The sequence below is a fragment of the Porphyromonas gingivalis ATCC 33277 genome (assembly GCF_000010505.1).
Taxonomy (GTDB): Bacteria; Bacteroidota; Bacteroidia; order Bacteroidales; family Porphyromonadaceae; genus Porphyromonas; species Porphyromonas gingivalis.
Window position 1 is genome coordinate 614092 of record NC_010729.1, and the last position, 20933, is coordinate 635024.

The 20933-nt window shown below is 41.8% G+C and carries 14 protein-coding genes, 2 tRNA genes and 5 pseudogenes; 6 read left to right on the forward strand and 15 right to left on the reverse strand.

The window, feature by feature from the left end; translation table 11 throughout:
• Positions 1-139: 139 nt before the first annotated feature.
• The 12 genes from PGN_RS02660 to PGN_RS02715 all read right to left on the reverse strand — a co-directional run bounded on the left by PGN_RS02660 (position 140) and on the right by PGN_RS02715 (position 8410).
• Positions 140-213 (reverse strand) — tRNA-Arg (locus PGN_RS02660).
• Positions 214-378: 165 nt separating this feature from the next.
• Positions 379-525 carry a DUF1661 domain-containing protein gene (locus tag PGN_RS12320; protein WP_080504398.1) on the reverse strand — a complete coding sequence of 49 codons (147 nt, stop codon included), beginning with the start codon at positions 523-525 and terminating at the stop codon, positions 379-381.
• A 231-nt stretch (positions 526-756) separates the two neighbouring features.
• The gene (locus PGN_RS02670) at positions 757-1332 is read right to left on the reverse strand and encodes a superoxide dismutase (RefSeq protein WP_004585361.1); all 576 of its coding nucleotides are present in this window, start codon (positions 1330-1332) and stop codon (positions 757-759) included.
• A gap of 137 nt (positions 1333-1469) precedes the next feature.
• Positions 1470-2240, reverse strand: a complete 771-nt coding sequence (gene yaaA / locus PGN_RS02675) for a peroxide stress protein YaaA (protein WP_039416960.1) — start codon at positions 2238-2240, stop codon at positions 1470-1472.
• 84 nt (positions 2241-2324) lie between these two features.
• Positions 2325-2744: an acyl-CoA thioesterase gene (locus PGN_RS02680; protein ID WP_004585363.1), complete on the reverse strand. Its 420-nt coding sequence runs from the start codon at positions 2742-2744 to the stop codon at positions 2325-2327.
• A gap of 55 nt (positions 2745-2799) precedes the next feature.
• The gene (locus tag PGN_RS02685; protein ID WP_039416961.1) at positions 2800-4044 is read right to left on the reverse strand and encodes a U32 family peptidase; all 1245 of its coding nucleotides are present in this window, start codon (positions 4042-4044) and stop codon (positions 2800-2802) included.
• A 12-nt stretch (positions 4045-4056) separates the two neighbouring features.
• Positions 4057-4500: a 2-amino-4-hydroxy-6-hydroxymethyldihydropteridine diphosphokinase gene (folK, locus tag PGN_RS02690; RefSeq protein ID WP_004585365.1), complete on the reverse strand. Its 444-nt coding sequence runs from the start codon at positions 4498-4500 to the stop codon at positions 4057-4059.
• A gap of 2 nt (positions 4501-4502) precedes the next feature.
• Entirely contained in the window at positions 4503-5555 is a 1053-nt protein-coding gene (queA, locus tag PGN_RS02695; RefSeq protein WP_012457606.1) for a tRNA preQ1(34) S-adenosylmethionine ribosyltransferase-isomerase QueA, read from the reverse strand.
• Positions 5556-5572: 17 nt separating this feature from the next.
• Entirely contained in the window at positions 5573-6349 is a 777-nt protein-coding gene (gene truB, locus PGN_RS02700) for a tRNA pseudouridine(55) synthase TruB (protein ID WP_012457607.1), read from the reverse strand.
• Positions 6350-6358: 9 nt separating this feature from the next.
• Entirely contained in the window at positions 6359-7201 is an 843-nt protein-coding gene (locus tag PGN_RS02705) for an undecaprenyl-diphosphate phosphatase (protein ID WP_012457608.1), read from the reverse strand.
• Between the two features lie 107 nt (positions 7202-7308).
• Entirely contained in the window at positions 7309-7536 is a 228-nt protein-coding gene (locus PGN_RS02710) for a DUF3098 domain-containing protein (protein ID WP_005874556.1), read from the reverse strand.
• 46 nt (positions 7537-7582) lie between these two features.
• A complete protein-coding gene (locus PGN_RS02715; RefSeq protein WP_004585370.1) occupies positions 7583-8410 on the reverse strand; it encodes a cell division protein FtsX in 828 nt (275 codons plus the stop codon).
• A 1673-nt stretch (positions 8411-10083) separates the two neighbouring features.
• On the opposite strand from PGN_RS02715, the gene PGN_RS02720 reads away from it, so the two are divergent.
• On the forward strand, positions 10084-10425 hold the full coding sequence (locus PGN_RS02720) for a helix-turn-helix domain-containing protein (protein ID WP_012457610.1): 342 nt from the start codon (positions 10084-10086) through the stop codon (positions 10423-10425).
• Here PGN_RS02720 and PGN_RS12325 read toward each other — a convergent pair.
• Both PGN_RS12325 and PGN_RS02725 read right to left on the reverse strand, forming a co-directional pair.
• Positions 10423-10549: pseudogene (locus PGN_RS12325) on the reverse strand (DNA methylase); the annotation flags it as partial. The gene PGN_RS02720 and the pseudogene PGN_RS12325 sit on opposite strands and share 3 nt — an antisense overlap.
• A 24-nt stretch (positions 10550-10573) precedes the next feature.
• Positions 10574-11658, reverse strand: a pseudogene (locus PGN_RS02725) (IS5 family transposase).
• A 295-nt stretch (positions 11659-11953) separates the two neighbouring features.
• Here PGN_RS02725 and PGN_RS02730 point away from each other — a divergent pair.
• The 3 genes and pseudogenes from PGN_RS02730 to PGN_RS02740 all read left to right on the forward strand — a co-directional run bounded on the left by PGN_RS02730 (position 11954) and on the right by PGN_RS02740 (position 13726).
• Positions 11954-12038: transfer RNA gene (locus PGN_RS02730), tRNA-Ser, on the forward strand.
• Between the two features lie 274 nt (positions 12039-12312).
• Positions 12313-12534 (forward strand): annotated as a pseudogene (locus PGN_RS02735) (Arm DNA-binding domain-containing protein); the annotation flags it as partial.
• 106 nt (positions 12535-12640) lie between these two features.
• Positions 12641-13726 (forward strand): IS5-like element ISPg8 family transposase, encoded by a 1086-nt coding sequence (locus tag PGN_RS02740; protein ID WP_012457613.1) that lies wholly within the window; start codon positions 12641-12643, stop codon positions 13724-13726.
• Positions 13727-13854: 128 nt separating this feature from the next.
• Here PGN_RS02740 and traN read toward each other — a convergent pair.
• Positions 13855-14295, reverse strand: a pseudogene (gene traN / locus PGN_RS02745) (conjugative transposon protein TraN); the annotation flags it as partial.
• A gap of 3 nt (positions 14296-14298) precedes the next feature.
• Between traN and PGN_RS02750 the strand changes: the two are divergent.
• Both PGN_RS02750 and PGN_RS02755 read left to right on the forward strand, forming a co-directional pair.
• Positions 14299-15174, forward strand: a pseudogene (locus PGN_RS02750) (TraM recognition domain-containing protein); the annotation flags it as partial.
• An 87-nt stretch (positions 15175-15261) separates the two neighbouring features.
• Positions 15262-20874: an ATP-binding protein gene (locus tag PGN_RS02755; protein WP_012457616.1), complete on the forward strand. Its 5613-nt coding sequence runs from the start codon at positions 15262-15264 to the stop codon at positions 20872-20874.
• Positions 20875-20933: the final 59 nt, after the last annotated feature.

Below are 20933 nucleotides of genomic sequence, written 5' to 3' on the forward strand. Positions count from 1 at the left end.
TTGTTTTGTTGTTCGAAGCAGGAGAGGCAGAAGAAGCGATAATCCGTCATCCTCTTTAAGCCGCACTAAGATAAAAAAGAGCCATTATTAAAAGTTTGCAGAAAGAAAAAAAAGGATACTTGCGCATCCCTTTTTCAGGTGATCAGGCTGGGATTCGAACCCAGGACCGATAGCTTAGAAGGCTATTGCTCTATCCAGCTGAGCTACCTGACCATCTTTATTCGGGTGCAAATGTAATCTTTTTGTCGGACAATTTTTGTCGTAAATGTATGTGCGAACGAATCTTTTCGATCTTTTCCTCAGGAAAGTCTTTTTCCGGAAGGTGAATTCTTGGCAGATTTTTGTCGATTGCCTCGGCTTGTTTGCAAAAGGAGCTATTCAAAAAAACACGAACCGGAAATGCTCCGATTGTGGCGCGTATTCCCTGAAAAAGTGGCGCGAGATTTTTTTCGTTGTGGCGTGAGAATTTTTTACTTCCCACGCCAAAATAAAAAAGTTTACGAACCGCGTTTTGAGGAGTAGCAAACGGGAAAATTTTGGAGCCTAAACCAATTCGGTTATAATAGTACATGTTCCTGATCTTCTTTTCTGAAAAGGCTTGATAGGATTGAGGGAACTGTTTCTTTTTTCTTTTGCTTTGATTCGGCTGTTAGTGAACAATGAAAAGAGAAAAAGAAGAAGCCTCTGCCGAGACACCCGATCGGTTCTTGGCAGAGGCTTCCTTATGTATTGGTGCAAAGTGCACCCATGGAGTTCTTAATACCGAGATTCTACAATATCCCAGTCAACGATACTCCAAAGATCTTTGAGGTGGTCGGCACGACGATTCTGGTAAGTCAGATAATATGCGTGCTCCCATACGTCGAATCCGAGCAAAGGGTTCAACCCTTTGCGCACGGGATTGCCGGCATTGGGTTCCTTCTCGATGGACAGTTTGCCATTGGCATCGGATGCAAGCCATACCCAGCCCGAACCAAAGAGGGTGGTACCGGCTGTGTTGAACTCCTCTTTGAACTTTTCGAATGAGCCGAATTGTTTGTCGATAGCTTCCCCCAGTTTGCCTTTCGGTGCTCCTCCTTTGCCCGGACGGAACTGAGTGAAATAGAGATTGTGGTTGAGGGTTTGGCCGGCATTGTTGAAGATACCGCCTTCGCTCTTTTGTACGATGGTATTCAAGTCTGCGTTTTCAAATTCCGTGCCGATGATGAGCTTATTGAGGTTGTCCACATAGGTCTTCAGGTGCTTACCGTGGTGGAATTCCACTGTTTCTTTGCTGATAACAGGAGCCAGTGCATCGACCGCATAAGGCAGGGAAATGAGTTCGTGAGTCATAACGTCTGATTTTTATTGTAATTAAGTCTTTTAATAATTTGTATCGGAGCAGTGTAAAACCGACACCGACAACTTTTTAATCATTATAAGAACATGATGAACGGAAAAAGGTTCGAATCTTGGTCGTAAAAACCGATTCATTCCATGACGAAAAGGTAGTTGATCTCATCCGAAAGCTCCGGCCGGAAGATAAAACCTTCGGGCGAAAAGAGTTGCATCTCTTCCACATGGCGGCATCGGCGGGTGAGGAGGTGGGCTGTCATCAGTCCGCGTGCCATTTTGGTATAGATCACGATCTGTTTGAGACCTCCATCGGGCTGTGGTACCTTGAAGTGGGGTGTCACTACCCGTACGGCTTGTTCTACTCGTTTCCAGTCGAATAGCTTTTTCATTTCTTCACTGGCCAGAAAACATAGCTCACCGCCCTTTTCGCATACCTTTTCGATCAGAAAATCCGTAAGATGCGGTCGCCAGAAGTTGAATACTTCATCTTCGACGGGTGCTCCCAGATGGGCAAATCCTTCCATCCTGTATGGACGAATCATGTCACTCGGTCGCAAAAGACCGTAGAGGAACGAGGTGATAAGAAGATGTTCGGAGGCATAGAGCCAATCGTCAGCATTGAAATTGGCAGGAGCAAGCTTCTTGAAAACCATACCCGTATAAGCCAATGCTGCCGGAGCAGTGGGTGAATCGTCCTCGAAGAAGTGCTGCCAGCGTCGGTGATTCTCTTCTGCCAACTTTCTATTGATACGGAGTAGTCGGGATAATTCCTCTATATCGCAGGAAGATGCAGCTAAAGCAATCTTTGTGGTCTGCTCATCGAAGATCGGCGAAGTGGTCGTCAAATGTGATGGCAAACGCTTCGGAATACCGATCGTCTTGGCACATGAAAGGAGTATGAGCATAAGGCTTGATCCTGATGACAAAAAAGAAGAGGAAGCCTCCGTCTGTATAGTGATCGGTGGGCTTCCTCTCTACTTCGTTTTTTGTTATTTGGTGGTTTTGGACAAAATGTCTTTCATCAGCACATCGAAATACTCTCCGCGGGTGAGCACACCGTCCTGTACGGCTACTACTTCCACTTCGCCACAGGCTGCCATTACACCGTCTTCTCTGATAATGTCCTGCATGAAAATGAGTTTGGGGCCTTTCTTGTGGCAGGTCAGACAGCTACGGAAGCGATCGCCGCTACGCAAGGACTGTTTGAACGTTATGGTCACTTTGTAAACGAAAGCATCAAGACCTTTTTCGTGCATTTGTCCGAAATTATCTCCGAGGCTTTCCCAGAATTCATGGCGGGTGTGCTCCATATAGCGCTGATAGTTGCTGTTGTTTACCACACCCTGCAAGTCGCATTCATAGTCTCTCACCTTCATGTCGAGGGAGAACAGATATTCTTTCTCTTTCATATCATTGGGTTTTGTCGGGTTTGAGAGGTGATAATTCGCTCTCGGTCCCTACATCTTATTCTTCTCTTTTGTCGAACCGGTAGAGCTTGTCCGACGGACGCACTTTCTCCTTTACCGGAATGGAAATGCGTTGTCCCTTTGTCGCCTTTTCCACGGTTTGCAGTTCGTATCGGATCTCTTCCACCTTTTGGATGATCACACCTGTAGTAGGGCCGGTGATCACAATCTCATCGCCTATATGCAGTTCGCCGGACTCTATCTCGAATTCAGCCACACCGAGACGGCTGAAGTATTTGATTCCCTTGCCTACATATATTTTCTGTCGCGTAGCTCCTGAGCCGTAACGATGTGTCCATTCACCGAGCCGTTGTCCGAGGTAGTAGCCATCCCAAAAGCCTCGGTTGAATACCGTAGCCAATTGTTCGTCCCACCGGCCTATGGACTCTTCATCATAGGTGCCGTTGCAGTAGGCTTCGATCGCTTCTTTGTAGCAGCGGCAGACCGTATAGACGTATTCGGGGCCACGTGCCCTTCCTTCTATCTTGAATACTCGTACGCCGGCATCCATCATCTTATTGATGAAATGAATAGTCTTCAGATCCTTCGGCGACATGATGTATTGGTTCTCAATGTCCAGTTCCAGACCGCTATCCTTGTCCTTGACGGTGTAGCCCCTCCTGCAGATCTGCGCACAGGCTCCTCTGTTGGCGGAGCTGTTGTGTTCGTGCAGGCTTAGATAGCACTTGCCCGAAACGGCCATACACAGAGCGCCGTGAGCGAACATCTCTATACGTACGGGATGGCCTTTAGGTCCACAGATATTGTCCCTGACGATGGTCTCGTGGATTGTACGTACCTGATCCATATTCAGCTCTCTTGCCAATACGACCACATCGGCAAAGCGCGAATAAAAGCGTAGGGCTTCCGCATTGCTGATATTGAGCTGAGTGGACAGATGCACTTCTACTCCGATCTCGTTGGCATACGTCATCGCAGCCACGTCGGAAGCTATAATGGCAGATATTTGTGCCTTTTGTGCCGCATCGATGACGGAGCGCATGAGTGCTATGTCCTCGTCGTATATGACGGTATTCACCGTTAAATAGCTCTTTACGCCTTTATCTCTGCAAATCTCTGCTATTTTGTACAGATCTTCTGTGGTGAAGTTGTTAGCAGATCGGGCGCGCATATTCAGTCCTTCAATCCCGAAGTAAACGGAATCTGCTCCCGCCTTGATGGCTGCCATAAGCGATTCGTACGAACCGACGGGAGCCATTATCTCGAAGTCGTTTACATTCATTTCTTTCATTAGTCAGAGGTTCGGAGTCGGAGCCTCCGGATGCAGCCAAGGAGCTACGTCCGATAGCGGCATACGCACAAAATCCCGTTGCCACATTTGTGGGTGGGGCAGTTCCAGCTCAGGTGACTGTACTTTCGGGTATACGGAATGCAATAGAATGTCTATATCGATCGGACGATCATGATAGACCCCTCCATTGCTTTTTTGTGTACGACCCAATTCCCTTTCGATGGCTTGTGTGATGTGCAGAATGTCCTGTGGTTTGAGTTCCGATCGCAAAGCCACCACCGCATTGAGGAAAGGATGGGGCGATTCGAATCCCCACGGCTCGGTTTCGTAGAACCGAGAAAGGGTGAGCAGTCTGCCCACCCTCGTTTGTAGCATCTCCAATGCTGCAGACAACAAACTATGTCGATCGCCTAAGTTGCTGCCCAAAGAAAGATACACTATGGCCATACTCAATCGATGATGAGCATGGCATCGCCATAAGCACCGAAACGATACTTTTCTTTTACAGCGAGGTCGTATGTATTCATAATCAGCTCATGTCCTCCGAAAGCGGCCGTCATCATCAGTAGGGTAGAGAGCGGCATATGGAAGTTCGTAACCAAAGCAGAAGGCAGATGGAACTCGTATGGAGGAAAGATGAAGCGATTGGTCCAACCTTCGAACGGCTTGAGATGACCATCTGTGCTTACAGCTGTTTCCAAAGCACGAAGAATGGAAGTTCCTACGGCGCAGATCTTCTTTTCTTCATCCCATGAACGGTTGATGTTTATGCACGACTCCTCCGTGATATACATCTCCTCGCTATCCATTTTGTGCTTGGTCAGATCTTCTACATCGATGTCGCGATAAGCTCCCAAAGCGTGGTGTACCGTTATGTAAGAGAAATGGCAGTCCTTGATCTCCAGTCGTTTCATCAGCTCGCGGCTGAAATGAAGACTGGCAGCAGGTGCCACCACGGCGCCTTCCACTTCGGCAAATATGCTTTGATACCTCTCCGGATCCTCTTTGTTCACGTCCCGATCGATGTACTTCGGCAGAGGAGTCTGTCCCAATTGGAAAAGCAGTTCCTTGAATTCGTCATGAGAGCCATCGTACAGGAAGCGCAGCGTACGTCCTCTGGAGGTCGTATTGTCTATCACCTCTGCCACCAGCTCTTCATCATTGCCGAAATAGAGCTTATTGCCTATGCGTATTTTGCGGGCCGGATCCACGAGGACATCCCACAGCTTCAGTCGTTCATTCAGTTCACGCAGGAGGAAAACTTCGATCTGAGCACCGGTTTTCTCTTTATTACCATAGAGACGGGCGGGAAAAACACGGGTATTGTTGAAGACGAAGGTGTCACCCTTGTCGAAATACTCCAGAATGTCCTTGAAAACGCGATGTTCGATTTCTCCTGTACGACGATGTACGACCATCATTCGCGATTCGTCGCGGAACTTGGTCGGCTCTAATGCAATCAGTTCCTCCGGAAGATTGAATTTGAACTTGGATAATTTCATAGCGATATATGTTGCCGTTAGTTATTTTTATTTGTAGGTGTGGAAGACGGATTGTCCTCTTTTTGTTCGAACTCCGGTTCATAAGCAAAACCAAGACGGTCGAACCATTGTTCCAACTCATCCATCGAAAGGCAGTCTTCGATACGCGCATTGCCTACTCTTGTCCTGCGCAATGCCTCCAAATGTCCTCCCGATTCGAGGGCTGTGGCAATGTCACGAGCCAGGGCACGTATATAAGTGCCTTTGCCGCATACGATCCGTAGCGTGATGAGGGGTAGGGCATACTCCAGTAGTTCGATCTCGTCGATCTGCAACGTACGGGTTTTCATCTCCACCTCTTTCCCCTTTCGAGCCAAATCGTATGCGCGTTTCCCGTTCACGCGAACGGCAGAGAATATGGGCGGTACCTGTTCTATCGTTCCCGTGAATCGAGGTAGTATGTCCAGAACCGATTGGCGCGTGATATGTTCGTACGGGAAGAAAGCATCCGGTTCCGTTTCCTTGTCGAAACTCGATGTCGTAGCACCCAGTCTGATGGTGGCAATGTACTCTTTCGTGCCGGCCTGCAGCACATCGATTTGCTTCGTGGCACGTCCTGTGCACAGGATCATCACGCCCGATGCCAACGGATCCAATGTGCCGGCATGCCCTACGCGCAGCTTCTTGATACCCATCCGACGACAAGCCCGATAGCGGAATTTATTGACCAAGTCGAACGAAGTCCATGTGAGAGGTTTGTCGAAGTATAGTACTTCTCCCTCGCGCAGGTGGAGCGGACGATCTATTTGTTTCATTTTTCCGATTCAGACAGCTAAGGATACCCCTGAGAGCATCAATACGATAAGCAGACCGCCAACCAAGATACGATAATAGCCGAATGCCTTGAAGCCATATCGGGTGAGGAATCCGATAAAGAACTTGATCGCGGCCAGTGCTACGATGAAGGCCACGATATTGCCCACGAGGAGCACGATCATGTGTTCTCTGAAAATTTCTATTCCGCCTTCCTTGTAGAGTTTATAGGCCTTTAGCAGGGTGGCACCGAGCATCGTAGGTACAGCCAGAAAGAAGGAAAACTCCGCAGCAGCCTTACGACTCAGTTTTTGTTGCTGACCGCCGACTATGGTAGCCATGGAGCGTGAGAGTCCGGGTAGGAATATGGCCAGACATTGGAACAACCCTATAACGAACGCTTTGGGGTATGTGATTTCTCCTCTGTCCGATGAGGCGAAGAGCTTATCGACAAACAGCATGAAAATACCACCGAGGAATAATACGACGGCCACTACCCAGACGCTGCCCAGCATTCTATCTACCCAATCTTCGAACAGGAATCCCAAGATAACGGCCGGAACTAGTGCTATCAATAGCTTCCAATAGAGATCGAAGCGACTCATAAATTCTTTCCCTTTGCCTTGCCCTAAAGCTCGTGGAGCCACGGGAAAACAAAAGAAACGTTTCCGGTACAGCACCAGAACGGATAGGATGGCACCGAACTGTATCATCACGGTGAAGGCTCTGACAAAAGAAGTGCTTTCCACCCCCATTATGCCTTCGGCGATAATCATGTGTCCGGTGGAAGAAACCGGAAGAAACTCGGTCAGCCCTTCGACTATGGCTAAAACGATGGCTTGTAGAATGGTCATATTATCATGCAGGAAGGGAGGTACATCCTTCTCGGATCAGGCATAGAATTACTCCCCCACAACGTGCGGTTTGCGGTCTGATCGGCAGAAGGACCCTCGCCGGAGAGTTACTTGCGATTGTCTTTTTTATCCGGCGATACCATGATGGCATATACCATCAGTACGAAGCCGGCCATGCTCACCCACGGTGCTATCTGTATGCGTTTGGCACTGAAAATATCCGGATTGAAGCTTACTTGGTCGGCTGATCCTCCCCCTGACATCAATATGAAGCCCAGAATGATGAGGATAGCGGACACCCCCATCAAGATAAAGTTCTTTTTCCCGAAAAGCATAGTATGCTGTTTGATTGTCTTAGTTGGTTTGTCAATATTCCTTGCCTTATACGAGGTGCATTTTGCCTCCATCCATGCGGATATATTTGTTCGTTGCAGCACGTGCCGAAAAGGCAGAGATCAGTATGCCCACAAGTAACATGCCTCCGGCTATGGTCAGGAGGTTTTCCATCGTTAAGAAGGGGCGTAAACTCCTGTTGAATGCGTATTCATCAGTTGCATAGAGGGCTATACCGAGGAGTAGTATGGCGAGCAAAGCTGCCACGAGTCCATTGAGCATACTGTAGCGAACGAAAGGCTTACGGATAAAGCGAGGCGTGGCACCCACCAGCGTCATGGTACGGATGCTGAATCGCTTCGAATAGATCAACAAACGGGTGGTGTTGTTGATCTGTATGTAGCTGATCAGAAGGAGCAAGGCTGATAGAGCGAGCAGAACGAGACCGATACGGCGTGTATTGCGGTGTACTATGTCGAACATATCCGCCCTGTATTCCAGATTGTCCACTCCATTCCATGTGCGGATGGCAGAGTCTATGGTTTTCAGACTGTCCGGATGGGTGTATTGGGCTTTGAGGTGAACGCACATTTCCGCTTGCAGGGGATTATAGCCGAGCATCTTGGCCGGATCGTCTTCGCCCAATTCTTTTTTCATCTCTTCGAGTGCTTGATCGGCAGAGATATAGCTGACATCTTTGACGAAGGGTGTGGCCGCTATCTGTCGCTGTAGCTCTTGTGCCTGCGTTTCATCCATGTCGGAGGATAAGAGCAGATTGAAGGAGAGGTCTTCTCTCACGGAATTGCCTATTCCTCTGCCGACAAACTCAATGATGCCGATAGTCCCCAGAAGGAAGAGGACAACGGCAATACTCATAATGGCCAAAAACCTTGAATGGAAAAAGGCAGAAGACCGCTTCTTGTTCTTTTGTGACATTCTTATTGCTATATCTCAGAGAAAGAATGGGAGACTGACACCCTCTTCCGGCCGGCGGTGGTTTTGATCATCGACGGATCCGTTTCAGGGGATCGGTGGCCTGTCATTGTTTCCCAAAAGGCCAAAATACCCCAATTTCTCCGCAAAAATAGTATATAATATGGTATGCGACTATATTTTCTCGAGCGAGAAAAATCCTGTAGGGTCGATCCCTAAGGGTAGTATATATGACGTGTACTGAAAAAAGTTGACACTCGGGGAGGTTAATTTCGAGATTAAAATTACAGAAATTTCTCTAAAGTCCATTATGGGTTTACACACCTTACTCTTTAAGACGACTTTCGGTTGACAGCCGCTAAATCCGCCCTCTGGCGGGGAGTCATTTTGCGATAGAGCTTGGGCGAGATTCGGGGGGGATTCTCTTGGGGGATCTACAAAGGGGCATTACTCGTTCTTTTCTGTAGCAATATGCCGAAAATCTACATGATAGATTGAAATAGAGGGGAATCCATGCTTTTAAACAGGGAGTCATCATCCGGTCACTACTACACTTTTGAGAACTGGTCTGCAGTTATAGCAGTAATTGTGTCGGAAAATGACCGAATGATGACTGTCAAAACATAGAGATAAGCGGTCAAAGAACAAGGGGAATAAAAAAGAAATCGCTGTAAAACCTTGATTTTACAGCGATTCATCTTGAATATGAAGGCCTAATTGACATCCTATGTGACATCGCTTTGAGACCTATTAGCGGTATGGACGGGAAAAGAACCATCCATTGTATCCTTTTTATTTTCAGTTCCTTAAAAGGAAGTCTTTGCTTATGTAACCAAAATGAAACCAAAGACAGATTATCTTCAGACGATGCTCAGACGGCATTTTTTTGATGTCCTTAGATAAAGAAGCAAAGGAAATTCATTTTGCTCTTCAGACTTCTTTCAGACTAACTTAATTGTTCCAGCGGTGTGTACGGGATATGAACCAACCCGTATCAACAACCTTATTTCCAACTGTTTAATGAATGGCATTTGTCTATTGCAACCAAAACGGAACCACAGAGTAGTTATTTTCAGGCTATGTATAGACGAAACCTCATTACTCAAATTTCAGGTACAAAGGTATTACTTTTTTGAACCTAAGCCAAACTTTATGTGAAATAAATAATTGAAAAAAATTTTGGGTTACATTTTTAGTGCAAGTGCAAGCCCCCTATATATAAAGGGGAGCTTGCACTTGCACTAACGGAACCTGTATCTGTATTATCCTGATTTTAGTTGTTTTTTAGTCATTCAATCTCTACGTAAGCCAATTTTATCGGATAACATAATTCCCTTTTTTCTTCCTGTTTTTTGTATCATTCTTCAAGCCTCTAAAATATAATCATAGCAGATAATGAGGTTCTCCTGCATATGTATTGAAAAATCATAACAAATTGCAATGATGTTAAATATTTTCCATTGAACGCAACGGCTTATACTTTAGTCTCATTTTAGATATAGAGACGTATATTATAAAAACCATTGCATCCTACGCAAAATTCTTTACGGAAAGCGAAAAAAGATGTGTAATAAAAGTAATGGAAGCTGCCGGGGTGCAACTAACTTTACATTGTTATGCAGAACGTAGGATTAAGACTCAAACAGGAGCGGAACAGAAAAGGCTATTCTTTACAGTATGTTGCTGCTTCACTGAATGTTAGTACCACTGCAGTCTGTCGGATCGAAGCCGGAAATAAATATTTAAGCATGGAGCTTTTCGACCGGTACTGTGAACTTTTGGGACTGAATCCCAGAGACGTGTTTTCGAATCCTGCAATGGAAGAACGAGACCGGATTGCTCTTGAGATCGGCCGAAGGTTTATAGAGATAATGGAGTTGGGGGTAACAATTATCCTGCCCAAGATTATGAATATCAATATCCGACCCGGGCCTCCGGACAGTAAAATGAAACAATAGGAGACCTTTGCAAAATAAGGAGGTGGAGGGAAGAGGAGTTCTTCGCATAAAAGGAGCGAGTGAAAGGGGTGGCAGTAAGGAGTGAAAGTAGTTGTAAATCCCCCCTTTGAGGAGCTACTTGCACGAGCTCCTCAAGGGGGGTTATACCTTATCCTACAGATGAGGACATAATTATCCCCGGCGTTCTGTATAAATTAAAGGCGATGCTTTCAAGAATGTTTTGAGTATGGGTCTTGGCAAGTCCCCGGTATCGACATGTCCGCCATGAAACCACCGGCGAATACTGCCAAAGGTGCGTTCGATGGTGCTCCGTATCGGACTGATTGCTTTGTTTCGTTGCTTCTCTTCCTCGGTCAATGCCCTGTTGCGTTGTGCCTTGTGCATAATGCCGTCTTGAAGGTGATGGGTTTGCAGGTAGGAACGATTTTCCCCGCAAGCATATCCTTTGTCCGCCAAGACGGCTGTGCCTTGAGGTATGTTTGCACCCTGCAATAGCGGAATAAACTCCTTCGTGTCACTGCGGTTCGCTGCAGTCGTTATCACCTTTTGAACAATGCCTTGAACATTGGTCAGACAATGCTTTTTGTATCCGTAGTGATAACGCTTTTGTTTGTAAACCCAACGGGCTTCTTCATCCGTCCCTTTACGCTGACGGACAACCTGTTTTTGATAATCCTCCTCTGCCTCTTTTTCCTCCTCGCTCCGATTGTCTTCTCTGTCGTCTGCGACTTCAATCGTAATGGTTCCGTTGGGTTTATGTGGCGTCTCCACAAGGCTTGCATCGACAAGCACCCCTTCCCTGACCGAAATGTGATGGCGCGAAAGTTGTTTGTTAAACTGCGCCAACAGTTTGTCCATGAGACCCAACTCTGTCAGTGCCGAACGAAATCGACTGATGGTGCTGTGGTCGGGAGATACCTCTTCCATCTTCAGTCCCAAGAATCGGGAAAAGGTGATTGAATCATTGATGCGCTCCTCCAAAGCACAATCACTGAGGTTGTACCATGTCTCCAAAAGCAACATCTTGAATAAGAGAATCACGTCATAAGCCGGTGCGCCGATGGCATTTTGTCGCTTCGTGTATTTCTTGTTGATCAGCGTCCTGATCGGACGCCAATCGATAAGCGTGTCAACCTGATTGAGGAAGTCGTTTTGTGCTTTGCGATAACGCTTTGAAAGGAGTGCGTCTGCAAATGTTACATGCTCATCGGTATTCTTGAATTGGTATGCCATGGGAGGAATATTATGCTGTTTTTACTACTCAAATATACAAAATAACTCCCTATTATACAATGAATTAACAGACAAAATATACACTAATCGCCGTGCAAAGGTCTCTAAAAACGAATATGAAGTCCTCAATCCCTCGCATCCAAAAGAAACTGGCTCGAATGAAGCCACAACAACTAATCACAATACAATTTTAATGCGTCACCCCTGAACGCGATCGTCCTGCTGCATTGTCCATTTAGAAAATATTCTTATATTTGCACCGTCATTAAGAGATGCCTCATGTATTTCTTGATTAGGAGAGATGGTAGAGTGGTCGATTACAGCGGTCTTGAAAACCGCCGTACTGAAAGGTACCGGGGGTTCGAATCCCTCTCTCTCCGCTGATAGGTCTGGACAAAAACAGACAATAAACGGACAAAAGCCTACAAGTTAATGACTTGTAGGCTTTTTTGTTTGTGTTTTGTCCTGTACGAAAGACAGAAAAAAGCCCCCAAAAGACACAAATTTGTGCCTAAATCGTTACCGATTCCGTTCCGGACAAAAACGGTAACGATTTGTCCAAAAATGACCTCTTGCTGTCCAAATTTGTACAGTCTGTATATGTCTCACAATTAACACATTAATAGTGGTTTTGTAACATTAAAAAGTGAGATTATGAAGAGTACATTCAAAGTCCTTTTTTACCTAAAAAAAGGTTCGGAAAAGCGTAACGGAGAGGTAACAATTATGGCAAGAGTTACCGTTGACGGAAAAATCAGCCAATTTAGTACAAAACAAAGCATTCTACCTGATAATTGGAATGTAAAAGCAGGGAAAGCAACCGGGAAGTCTTGTGCACAGCTTAATAAGTTACTGGAAGACATTAAAGCATCATTATGAGACCTTTGCACGGCGATAGGTGTGTATTTTGTTTATTAATTCATTGTATAATAGGGAGTTATTTTGTATATTTGAGCATTAAAAACAGCATAATATTCCTCCCATGGCATACCAATCCAAGAATACCGATGAGCATGTAACATTTGCAGACGCACTCCTTTCAAAGCGTTATCGCAAAGCACAAAACGACTTCCTCAATCAGGTTGACACGCTTATCGATTGGCGTCCGATCAGGACGCTGATCAACAAGAAATACACGAAGCGACAAAATGCCATCGGCGCCCCGGCTTATGACGTGATTCTCTTATTCAAGATGTTGCTTTTGGAGACATGGTACAACCTCAGTGATTGTGCTCTGGAGGAGCGCATCAATGATTCAATCACCTTTTCCCGATTCTTGGGACTGAAGATGGAAGAGGTATCTCCCGACCACAGCACCATCAGTCGATTTCGTTCGGCACTGACAGAGTTGGGTCTCATGGACAAACTATTGGCGCAGTTTAACAAACAACTTTCGCGCCATCACATTTCGGTCAGGGAAGGGGTGCTTGTGGATGCAAGCCTTGTGGAGACGCCGCATAAACCCAACGGAAGCATTACGATTGAAGTCGCAGACGACAGAGAAGACAATCGGAGCGAGGCGGAAAAAGAGGCAGAGGAGGATTATCAAAAACAGGTTGTCCGCCGGCGTAAAGGGACGGATGAAGAAGCCCGTTGGGTGTACAAACAAAAGCGTTATCACTACGGATACAAAAAGCATTGTCCGGCCAATGTTCAAGGCATTGTTCAAAAGGTGATAACGACAGCAGCGAACCGCAGTGACACGAAGGAGTTTATTCCGCTATTGCAGGGTGCAAACATACCTCAAGGCACAGCCGTCTTGGCGGACAAAGGATATGCTTGCGGGGAAAATCGTTCCTACCTGCAAACCCATCACCTTCAAGACGGCATTATGCACAAGGCACAACGCAACAGGGCATTGACCGAGGAAGAGAAGCAAGGAAACAAAGCAATCGGTCCGATACGGAGCACCATCGAACGCACCTTTGGCAGTATTCGGCGGTGGTTTCATGGCGGACGATGTCGATACCGGGGACTTGCCAAGACCCATACTCAAAACATTCTTGAAAGCATCGCCTTTAATTTATACAGAACGCCGGGGATAATTATGTCCTCATCCGTAGGATAAGGCATAACCCCCCTTGAGGAGCTCGTACAAGTAGCTCCTCAAAGGGGGGATTTACAACTACTTTCACTCCTTACTGCCACCCCTTTCCCTCGCTTCTTTTATGCGAAGAACTCCTCTTCCCTCCACCTCCTTATTTTGCAAAGGTCTCCTATGGTAATCACTTCGTTAAAACTGCGGACGGGATAAAGTACCGATTCCTGAATGGCAGTGCGCTTTGTCACCTTCTTATCGACCACCTTAAATTTAATGAAGTCCGTATCAAACGGAACATTGGAAGAGTTCTTCACCTGTGTATGGAAATAGAACATCCCGTTATGCACGTAAATTCCCTTGATTAAAAATTGTATCCCGAAACGCTTGCATCCCAAGTGGCGTATCTCTCGGTCATTGTTTTTATAGATGGATTGCATTATCAGTTTCACCAGCAACGGCGATTCATTACCCAGTTCACGGAAGTAAATGTTCATCCGGGTATGGGAATAATCGGTTATACTTTCATTCTCAAGGAAATCTTTCATTTCTATATTCAGCATTTCCGGCTCATTGGCGTATTTGGCATTGAAAGAATACAAGCCCAAGACCAGTTACAGGGGCAAATCGCATCGGCTAAGATACCGCTATCGAGAATGATAAGCCCGGCATTATACTGGGTAATGACGGGTGATGATTTTACGCTGGATATTAACAACCCGAACGAACCGAAGGTACTTTGTGTCGGCAACAATCCCGATAGGCAGAATATTTATTCCGCCGCTTTGGGACTGTACAACAGTCGTATAGTGAAACTTATTAACAAGAAGGGACAACTTAAAAGTTCAGTTATTATAGACGAACTACCCACGATTTACTTTAGGGGGTTGGATAACCTGATAGCCACCGCCCGTTCCAATAAAGTAGCAGTCTGTTTGGGTTTTCAGGATTACAGCCAACTAACAAGGGATTATGGCGATAAAGAAAGTAAAGTAATCCAAAATACAGTTGGAAATATTTTTAGCGGTCAGGTTGTAGGAGAAACAGCAAAAACATTGTCAGACCGATTCGGGAAAGTTTTGCAGAAACGCCAGTCTATGACAATCAACCGTCAGGATAAATCAACCTCAATCAGTACGCAGATGGATAGCTTGATACCTGCCAGTAAAATATCCAATCTTACCCAGGGAATGTTTGTGGGTGCAGTCAGTGATAATTTTGATGAACGAATAGACCAAAAGATTTTCCATGCTGAAATTGTGGTGGATAACGAAAAGGTAAAACGTGAAACAGCCCGCTATGAAAAGATACCGGAAATTATTGACTTCCGGGATGCAGATGGCAACGACCTGATGAAAGAACAAATCCAACTTAATTATGACCGGATAAAGCAGGATGTAAAACAGATTGTCATTGATGAAATGGAGCGCATTAAGGATGACCGGGAGTTACAGCATTTGGTGAAGAGGGAAGAATAGTAAAATGTTGGTAACTAGAGAGTCTTTTAGGATACGATCATAGAAGAAATCAGTATCTTTGCTATCAATTATATAGCAAATGTAGAAATGAGTCTAAACGCAGCACATGAAGGATATGAATATCAAGATTTACTAACTGTCTATTATATTCTATCAGAGATACTGAACGGAAATAATGCCAATTTCATAATTGACAGAAAGCTAAATCCTGATGATGCCTTTGATGATTTAACTATTGAAAGGTCTGGAATAATTCTAAAAAAACAAATTAAATATAGTAATGCCCATACATTACAAAAAAAGGATATTTCGGCGAATAGTAGTTACCAACTGGCAATTGACGATTTATACCACTCATGGCTTCGAAATAAAAATAATGAAGTACGATTATGCCTGGCATGGAATGAACCAACAGATGATTTAGTTCAAATACTATCGGAGCAAAGCGGAAATAAAACATTTATTTCCCATCCAACCCGATTATTTCAAATCAATATAGATAAACTTTGGCCAGTAGGCAAAAAGCCTTTAGCAAAGTGGAAAAGATTTCGGGAGTCTTCTCAAAATATAAATAGGAATGATTTTGCTGAATTCTGCATGCATTTATATATAGAAACCAATTTCCCAAAATTTAGCCTGAATATTGATTCTCCGGGAGAATTAGAAACTGTAGTGTTTCAGCAGGCAGAATTATTGGGTATCGGAACGTTTCCCAATCATCATATTACAGTAAAAAATTTTGTAGCACGGCTTATTCTAAAAGTAAAAGAAGCCAGAAGTAAAGGACATAACATTCATACGCAATCTATATTCATTTCATTCAATATTAAAACGGACTACGGAGCAATTGAGCAGAATTTTCCTATTGATAAACAAAAAAATGTAATAACAAAAAGGACTATCAATAATTTGATACATGAAATCCAAGGCCACAAGAAAGTAGTACTTTGGGGAGAGCCGGGTAGCGGAAAATCGTGGTTGGTTAATAATTTCATGACAACTGCTCAAAAAAATGGGGTACACATAGTAAAACATTTTTGCTATACAGATTTAAAAGACCAATTACAAAAAGAACGGATAAAACAAAATACGCTTTATGGAAATTTAATATTCGATATCTTAAAAGTATTCCCTCATCTTTCAGAAAAGAAAACACAGAAATATGCAAGCACCTTATCCGAATTAAATCTATTAATTCAAAACATAGACGAGCCTGCAATAATTATTATTGATGGGTTAGACCATATTGATAGGGTTTACAACTTTCATAATTATACCGACCTCTCAAGAGATGAAATTGAAATAATAGAAATCCTTGAAAATATAGAGTGTACGGAAAATGTTTCAATATTATTAGCTTCTCAACCTATTTCAAAGTTGAATAATATTTCCGGTTTTCACTCATTTGAAATACCAAAATGGAAAAAACAGGAGATAATATCACTCTTAAAAAAACACAATATAGAGAATTTCATTATAAACGAAAAGGAGCTATCACAGATACTATTAGCCAAAAGTGAAGGTAACCCTCTATATTTAACCTACCTCATTAAGGAATTGCAAAAAACGGGCGAAATTGAAGAGAACTTTATTAATAATCTTCCTGCATACTCGTACAATTTGAAAGAGTATTATACATATCTCCTCACAAAATTAAACACTCGGGAATCTTTACCGAAAATACTTTCCGGTGTTAATTTCTACCTTTCAAAAAATGAGCTCAAGGAGATTACAGGAGAAGGAGATTTTATAGAAGAAGCATTATCCGCACTTTCTCCAATACTAAAGACTAATATTTCTCAGGATGGCTATATCATTTATCATGAAAGTTTTCGAAGGTATGTTTTAGATATATTGAAAGATAAGAATGTATCAATAGAGCAGAATGTATTTAAGCCCACAATTGATTGGTTTAAAAGCAAAAATATTTTTTCATATACAAAAGCGTACCGTTATGGCTTACAGTTTTTCTACAATTGTCATCAATACCAAGAAATAGAACAACATATTACAAAAGAGTTTATAGTAAACAGCGTCTCTTGGGGACAACCTTGGAAGTCGATAGAATGCAACATTCAGATAATGGCTCAGTCAGCCATCCATTTGCAAAACTTTAGTTTAATGATAATAGTAAATGAATTATTCAAAACTATTGGTAGCGTAGAAAACAGCTACGAGAGCTCATTCAATGCTTATATGGAATGTATGGGAATGACCAAAGGGTTTGAATACGTTTCCAATTTCTTAACTTTTGAGGGAGAACCCACTTTGGATAATCCTGTACAGGGGCTTCAGGTTTGCTATATATCTTCACGGCATAATGCTTTTGCACCTTGGAATTTATATTTCGATTATTTTAAAAAAGGTGAAAAAATTCAACTTGAAGATTTTAAATACTATGTCAGATATTTCATTGCACAGGAAGATACCAAAGCATTAGTTGAAATATCAAAAAAAGTAGTAAGAAAAAAGCTGAAACCATTTGAAGAAATTTTTGTACATGAATTTGAAACCATTTCAAATTCTGAATACCAAAAGAACCTTTTAAAGGCAGAACCCTCTATTACAAATATATGTATTAAGAAAAAGGATGACAAGCACAAAGGCATTGATACTTTAATACAGCAGATTAAAACATCCAAAGGCTTTTCTGAAAAAGAAACTGAAATTGTTGCTGATTTTATTAATCAATGTAACATTCAAGAAATAGATAAAATTGAATATGAAAAAATATCCAAACAATTATCAGGCATAAACTGGTTCTATAACTGGCTTATTTACTGTGTAAAAATAACAATAATCAACAATAAGACAGATTATACTTTTGATGAGGTTAAAGAGGCTTTTTCATATTTAATATACGATACAGAACCATTTAAAGGAGAGCCTCGAACTTGTGATTTGTATTACATACAACCAGTTATATATAAGTCTATTAAAGAAGGGTTAAGATTCGTCAATTCTGTAGAAGAATGGAAGTATATTATAAACCTGGTTATAGACGTGAGTTATAAAACAGGCACATCATTTCAAGGTTCTATAGGAGGGCCAATAGGAACAGATAAATTGTTTGCATTATTTGAAGAAATAGCAATTCCATCAAATGCAGAATATCTTTTAGAAAAAGCTATCGAAATATATGAGGCTAATAAAGAAACCTTATATTTTTCATATCTCTCGGATTTTTGCTTTTCTATTTGCAAGCTCTGCCTTAAAGCCAATAAAAAAGACGATGCTGATGCATATTTTCTTTTAGGATCCCGGTATATGGTTAGCTATACATGGAGACGAGATATTACCTTATTCGAGGCAGTAGAATGTTTATCTTTTTTACCTCAACTAGACGCAGAATTAACAAAAGACAGCTTACAAAGAACATATGAGTTGGCCGAATCCGTAATTTATCATACAGACGGAAAAGATACGAAATGGCTACCCATATATTGGTTTAAAGAATACGTGAAAATTGATTCGTTCGAAGCCTCTGTATGGTTAATGAATCAACTTTATAAAACTCGGTACTATTGGATATTAGAACACAATCTGCAAAATTTGTTAGAACATACACAAGGCGGTATAAACCCTATTGTAGAACAATTCATTTCAAACTCATTCATTGTTGAAAATGATGAATCCTACATCAAAACCACTATTAATATCAATGAGAAAATTGCAAATGAATCCCCTTTTTTAAACTCCTTTTTTGCTAAAAAGATTTATACTCGCCTTCAAAATGAACGTCGCTCTGAATATTCGGATAGCTTGAATGATAAATTGCACAACTATTTTTCTTTATTGAATATCGAATACCAACCAGTAAAAAAACAAACTCCACAAAGGAACAAAATACAAACAGAGAAAAAAAACAACTTTCGGACAAAAGAATTTTCAGATATGTCATTGTCTGAAATAGGTAATTGCGTTAAAAAAGGGAATCTGTCAGAATCAGACTTTCATTCCTTGACCTATATCTTTGACAACTTAAAAATAGATGAAGAATCAAAGCAACTAATCAAAGATTGTGTCATTGGAAATTCACGTTACAGATTTGATGATGACATTCCGTTAGAAAAACTGGGTATATTATTCGAAAGAAATAAGGAATTAAAAATCTACTTCAACGTTTTAGCATTCGTCTGGACGATTAGTGGTAATGGGAGTATTTTTCATCTCAAAGAAAAATTTAAAGAAGCATATTCTATAGATGCAGACAAATCCATCGAATATCTATTTGAGCTTCTTCCTATCATATTCAATGGAATAAACCGGGATTTTGCATGCAACTTATTAACAGCCTTAGTTGAAGCTGGATATGATTCAAAAAACATAATCGATTCGGTTAAAAACCTCATTGATTGTATCGAATATAAAATTCCTGTTATCGAAAATAAAGATTGGAATCATGAGCTTGAAAATGAATTTGGTATGAATCAGGAGGAAATATTAATTTCTATTATGCTAATTCGTTCAAAAGCTTATACAACAGAGCGGCTTATACATACACTCACTGCATTTGCAACACTATTGTATAAGGAGCCTAACAAATTAATAAAACCATTGAAGTGGTTTTTCTGCAAACATGAATATTTTAAAGAATCGGTTATACTATGTGTATTAGATATTCTCTATGAATACGATAAATTATATCCGGCATATATTAAAAACTTTACTTTTGAATTGGAAAAAATCTATCCTAAAAGATATTACTTAATAGATTGTCTTTTGGAACGATTTTTAAATAAAAAAGCATTTCCTATTATACTTCCGTCTCAGTCAGGGATATACCCCATTAATCGAAAGGATTTAGAAACGTTTTTATCCTTTAATAACAGATTAAAAAAGTTAGATGCTATAGAGATAGACGTAACTTCAGTTGTCGCCAAACACAAAACCATTTATTTGTCAAAACACAAAGACAAATTAGACCTATATGCAAATAGGTCTTATGAAATGTATGTAAAACATATCTATCCATCAGATTACATCTTACAAAGAATTAACACAGACCTGTATCAAGATTTAAGAACATTACAAAAAGAAGAAGAGGATGATTGCTACGATTTTCTCAGGATTAACACTAAAGCTTTAATTGCTCAAAATTTATCATTTTCATTGCGGCCAAAAGATTTAACTCTTCCATCACAAGGAAAAAGTTTAACTGAAAAATATCCAATAAAGAATGACAGTGGATGGATAAGATTAGCTCACTACGAAAATGAATTAAAAAAAAGAGATAGACTTTTTGATTTGAAAGAATATCGGACTTGGGGTACTTGTCTTGGTGGTTTTAATAATTCAACTCCATTGGCTTTAGAAACACTTTATGATTATGCGTTTTGTTTACCAGATCATGGAGTGTTATTTGAATTTATACAGTACGACCCTTTAGAGAATTATCATTTATTTTGGCTTAATCCAATAATACTAGAACGGCTAGGAATAGTCATCAGTGACTTTTTGACTGGAATTGTCGCAAAAAATGAGAATGATGAAGTTGTATTAAAATATAATCAATGGAAAACTAATTACGTTGGTAATGGGGATTTTGGCATTAGAGAAGAAATACCAACAATTGAAGGTGTAGAGTTACTAATACGAGAAGACTATTTTAAAAAGATGCAACGAATTCTTGGTAAGCAATTATCGGAATATGTAACTCTATTTTTGAACTTCAAAGATGTTTCGAAAGAATCTGAGTGATGAAATATTGTGATAAATTGAGAAATCTATTTATGTGTAAGAGGGAACGAAGATTATAT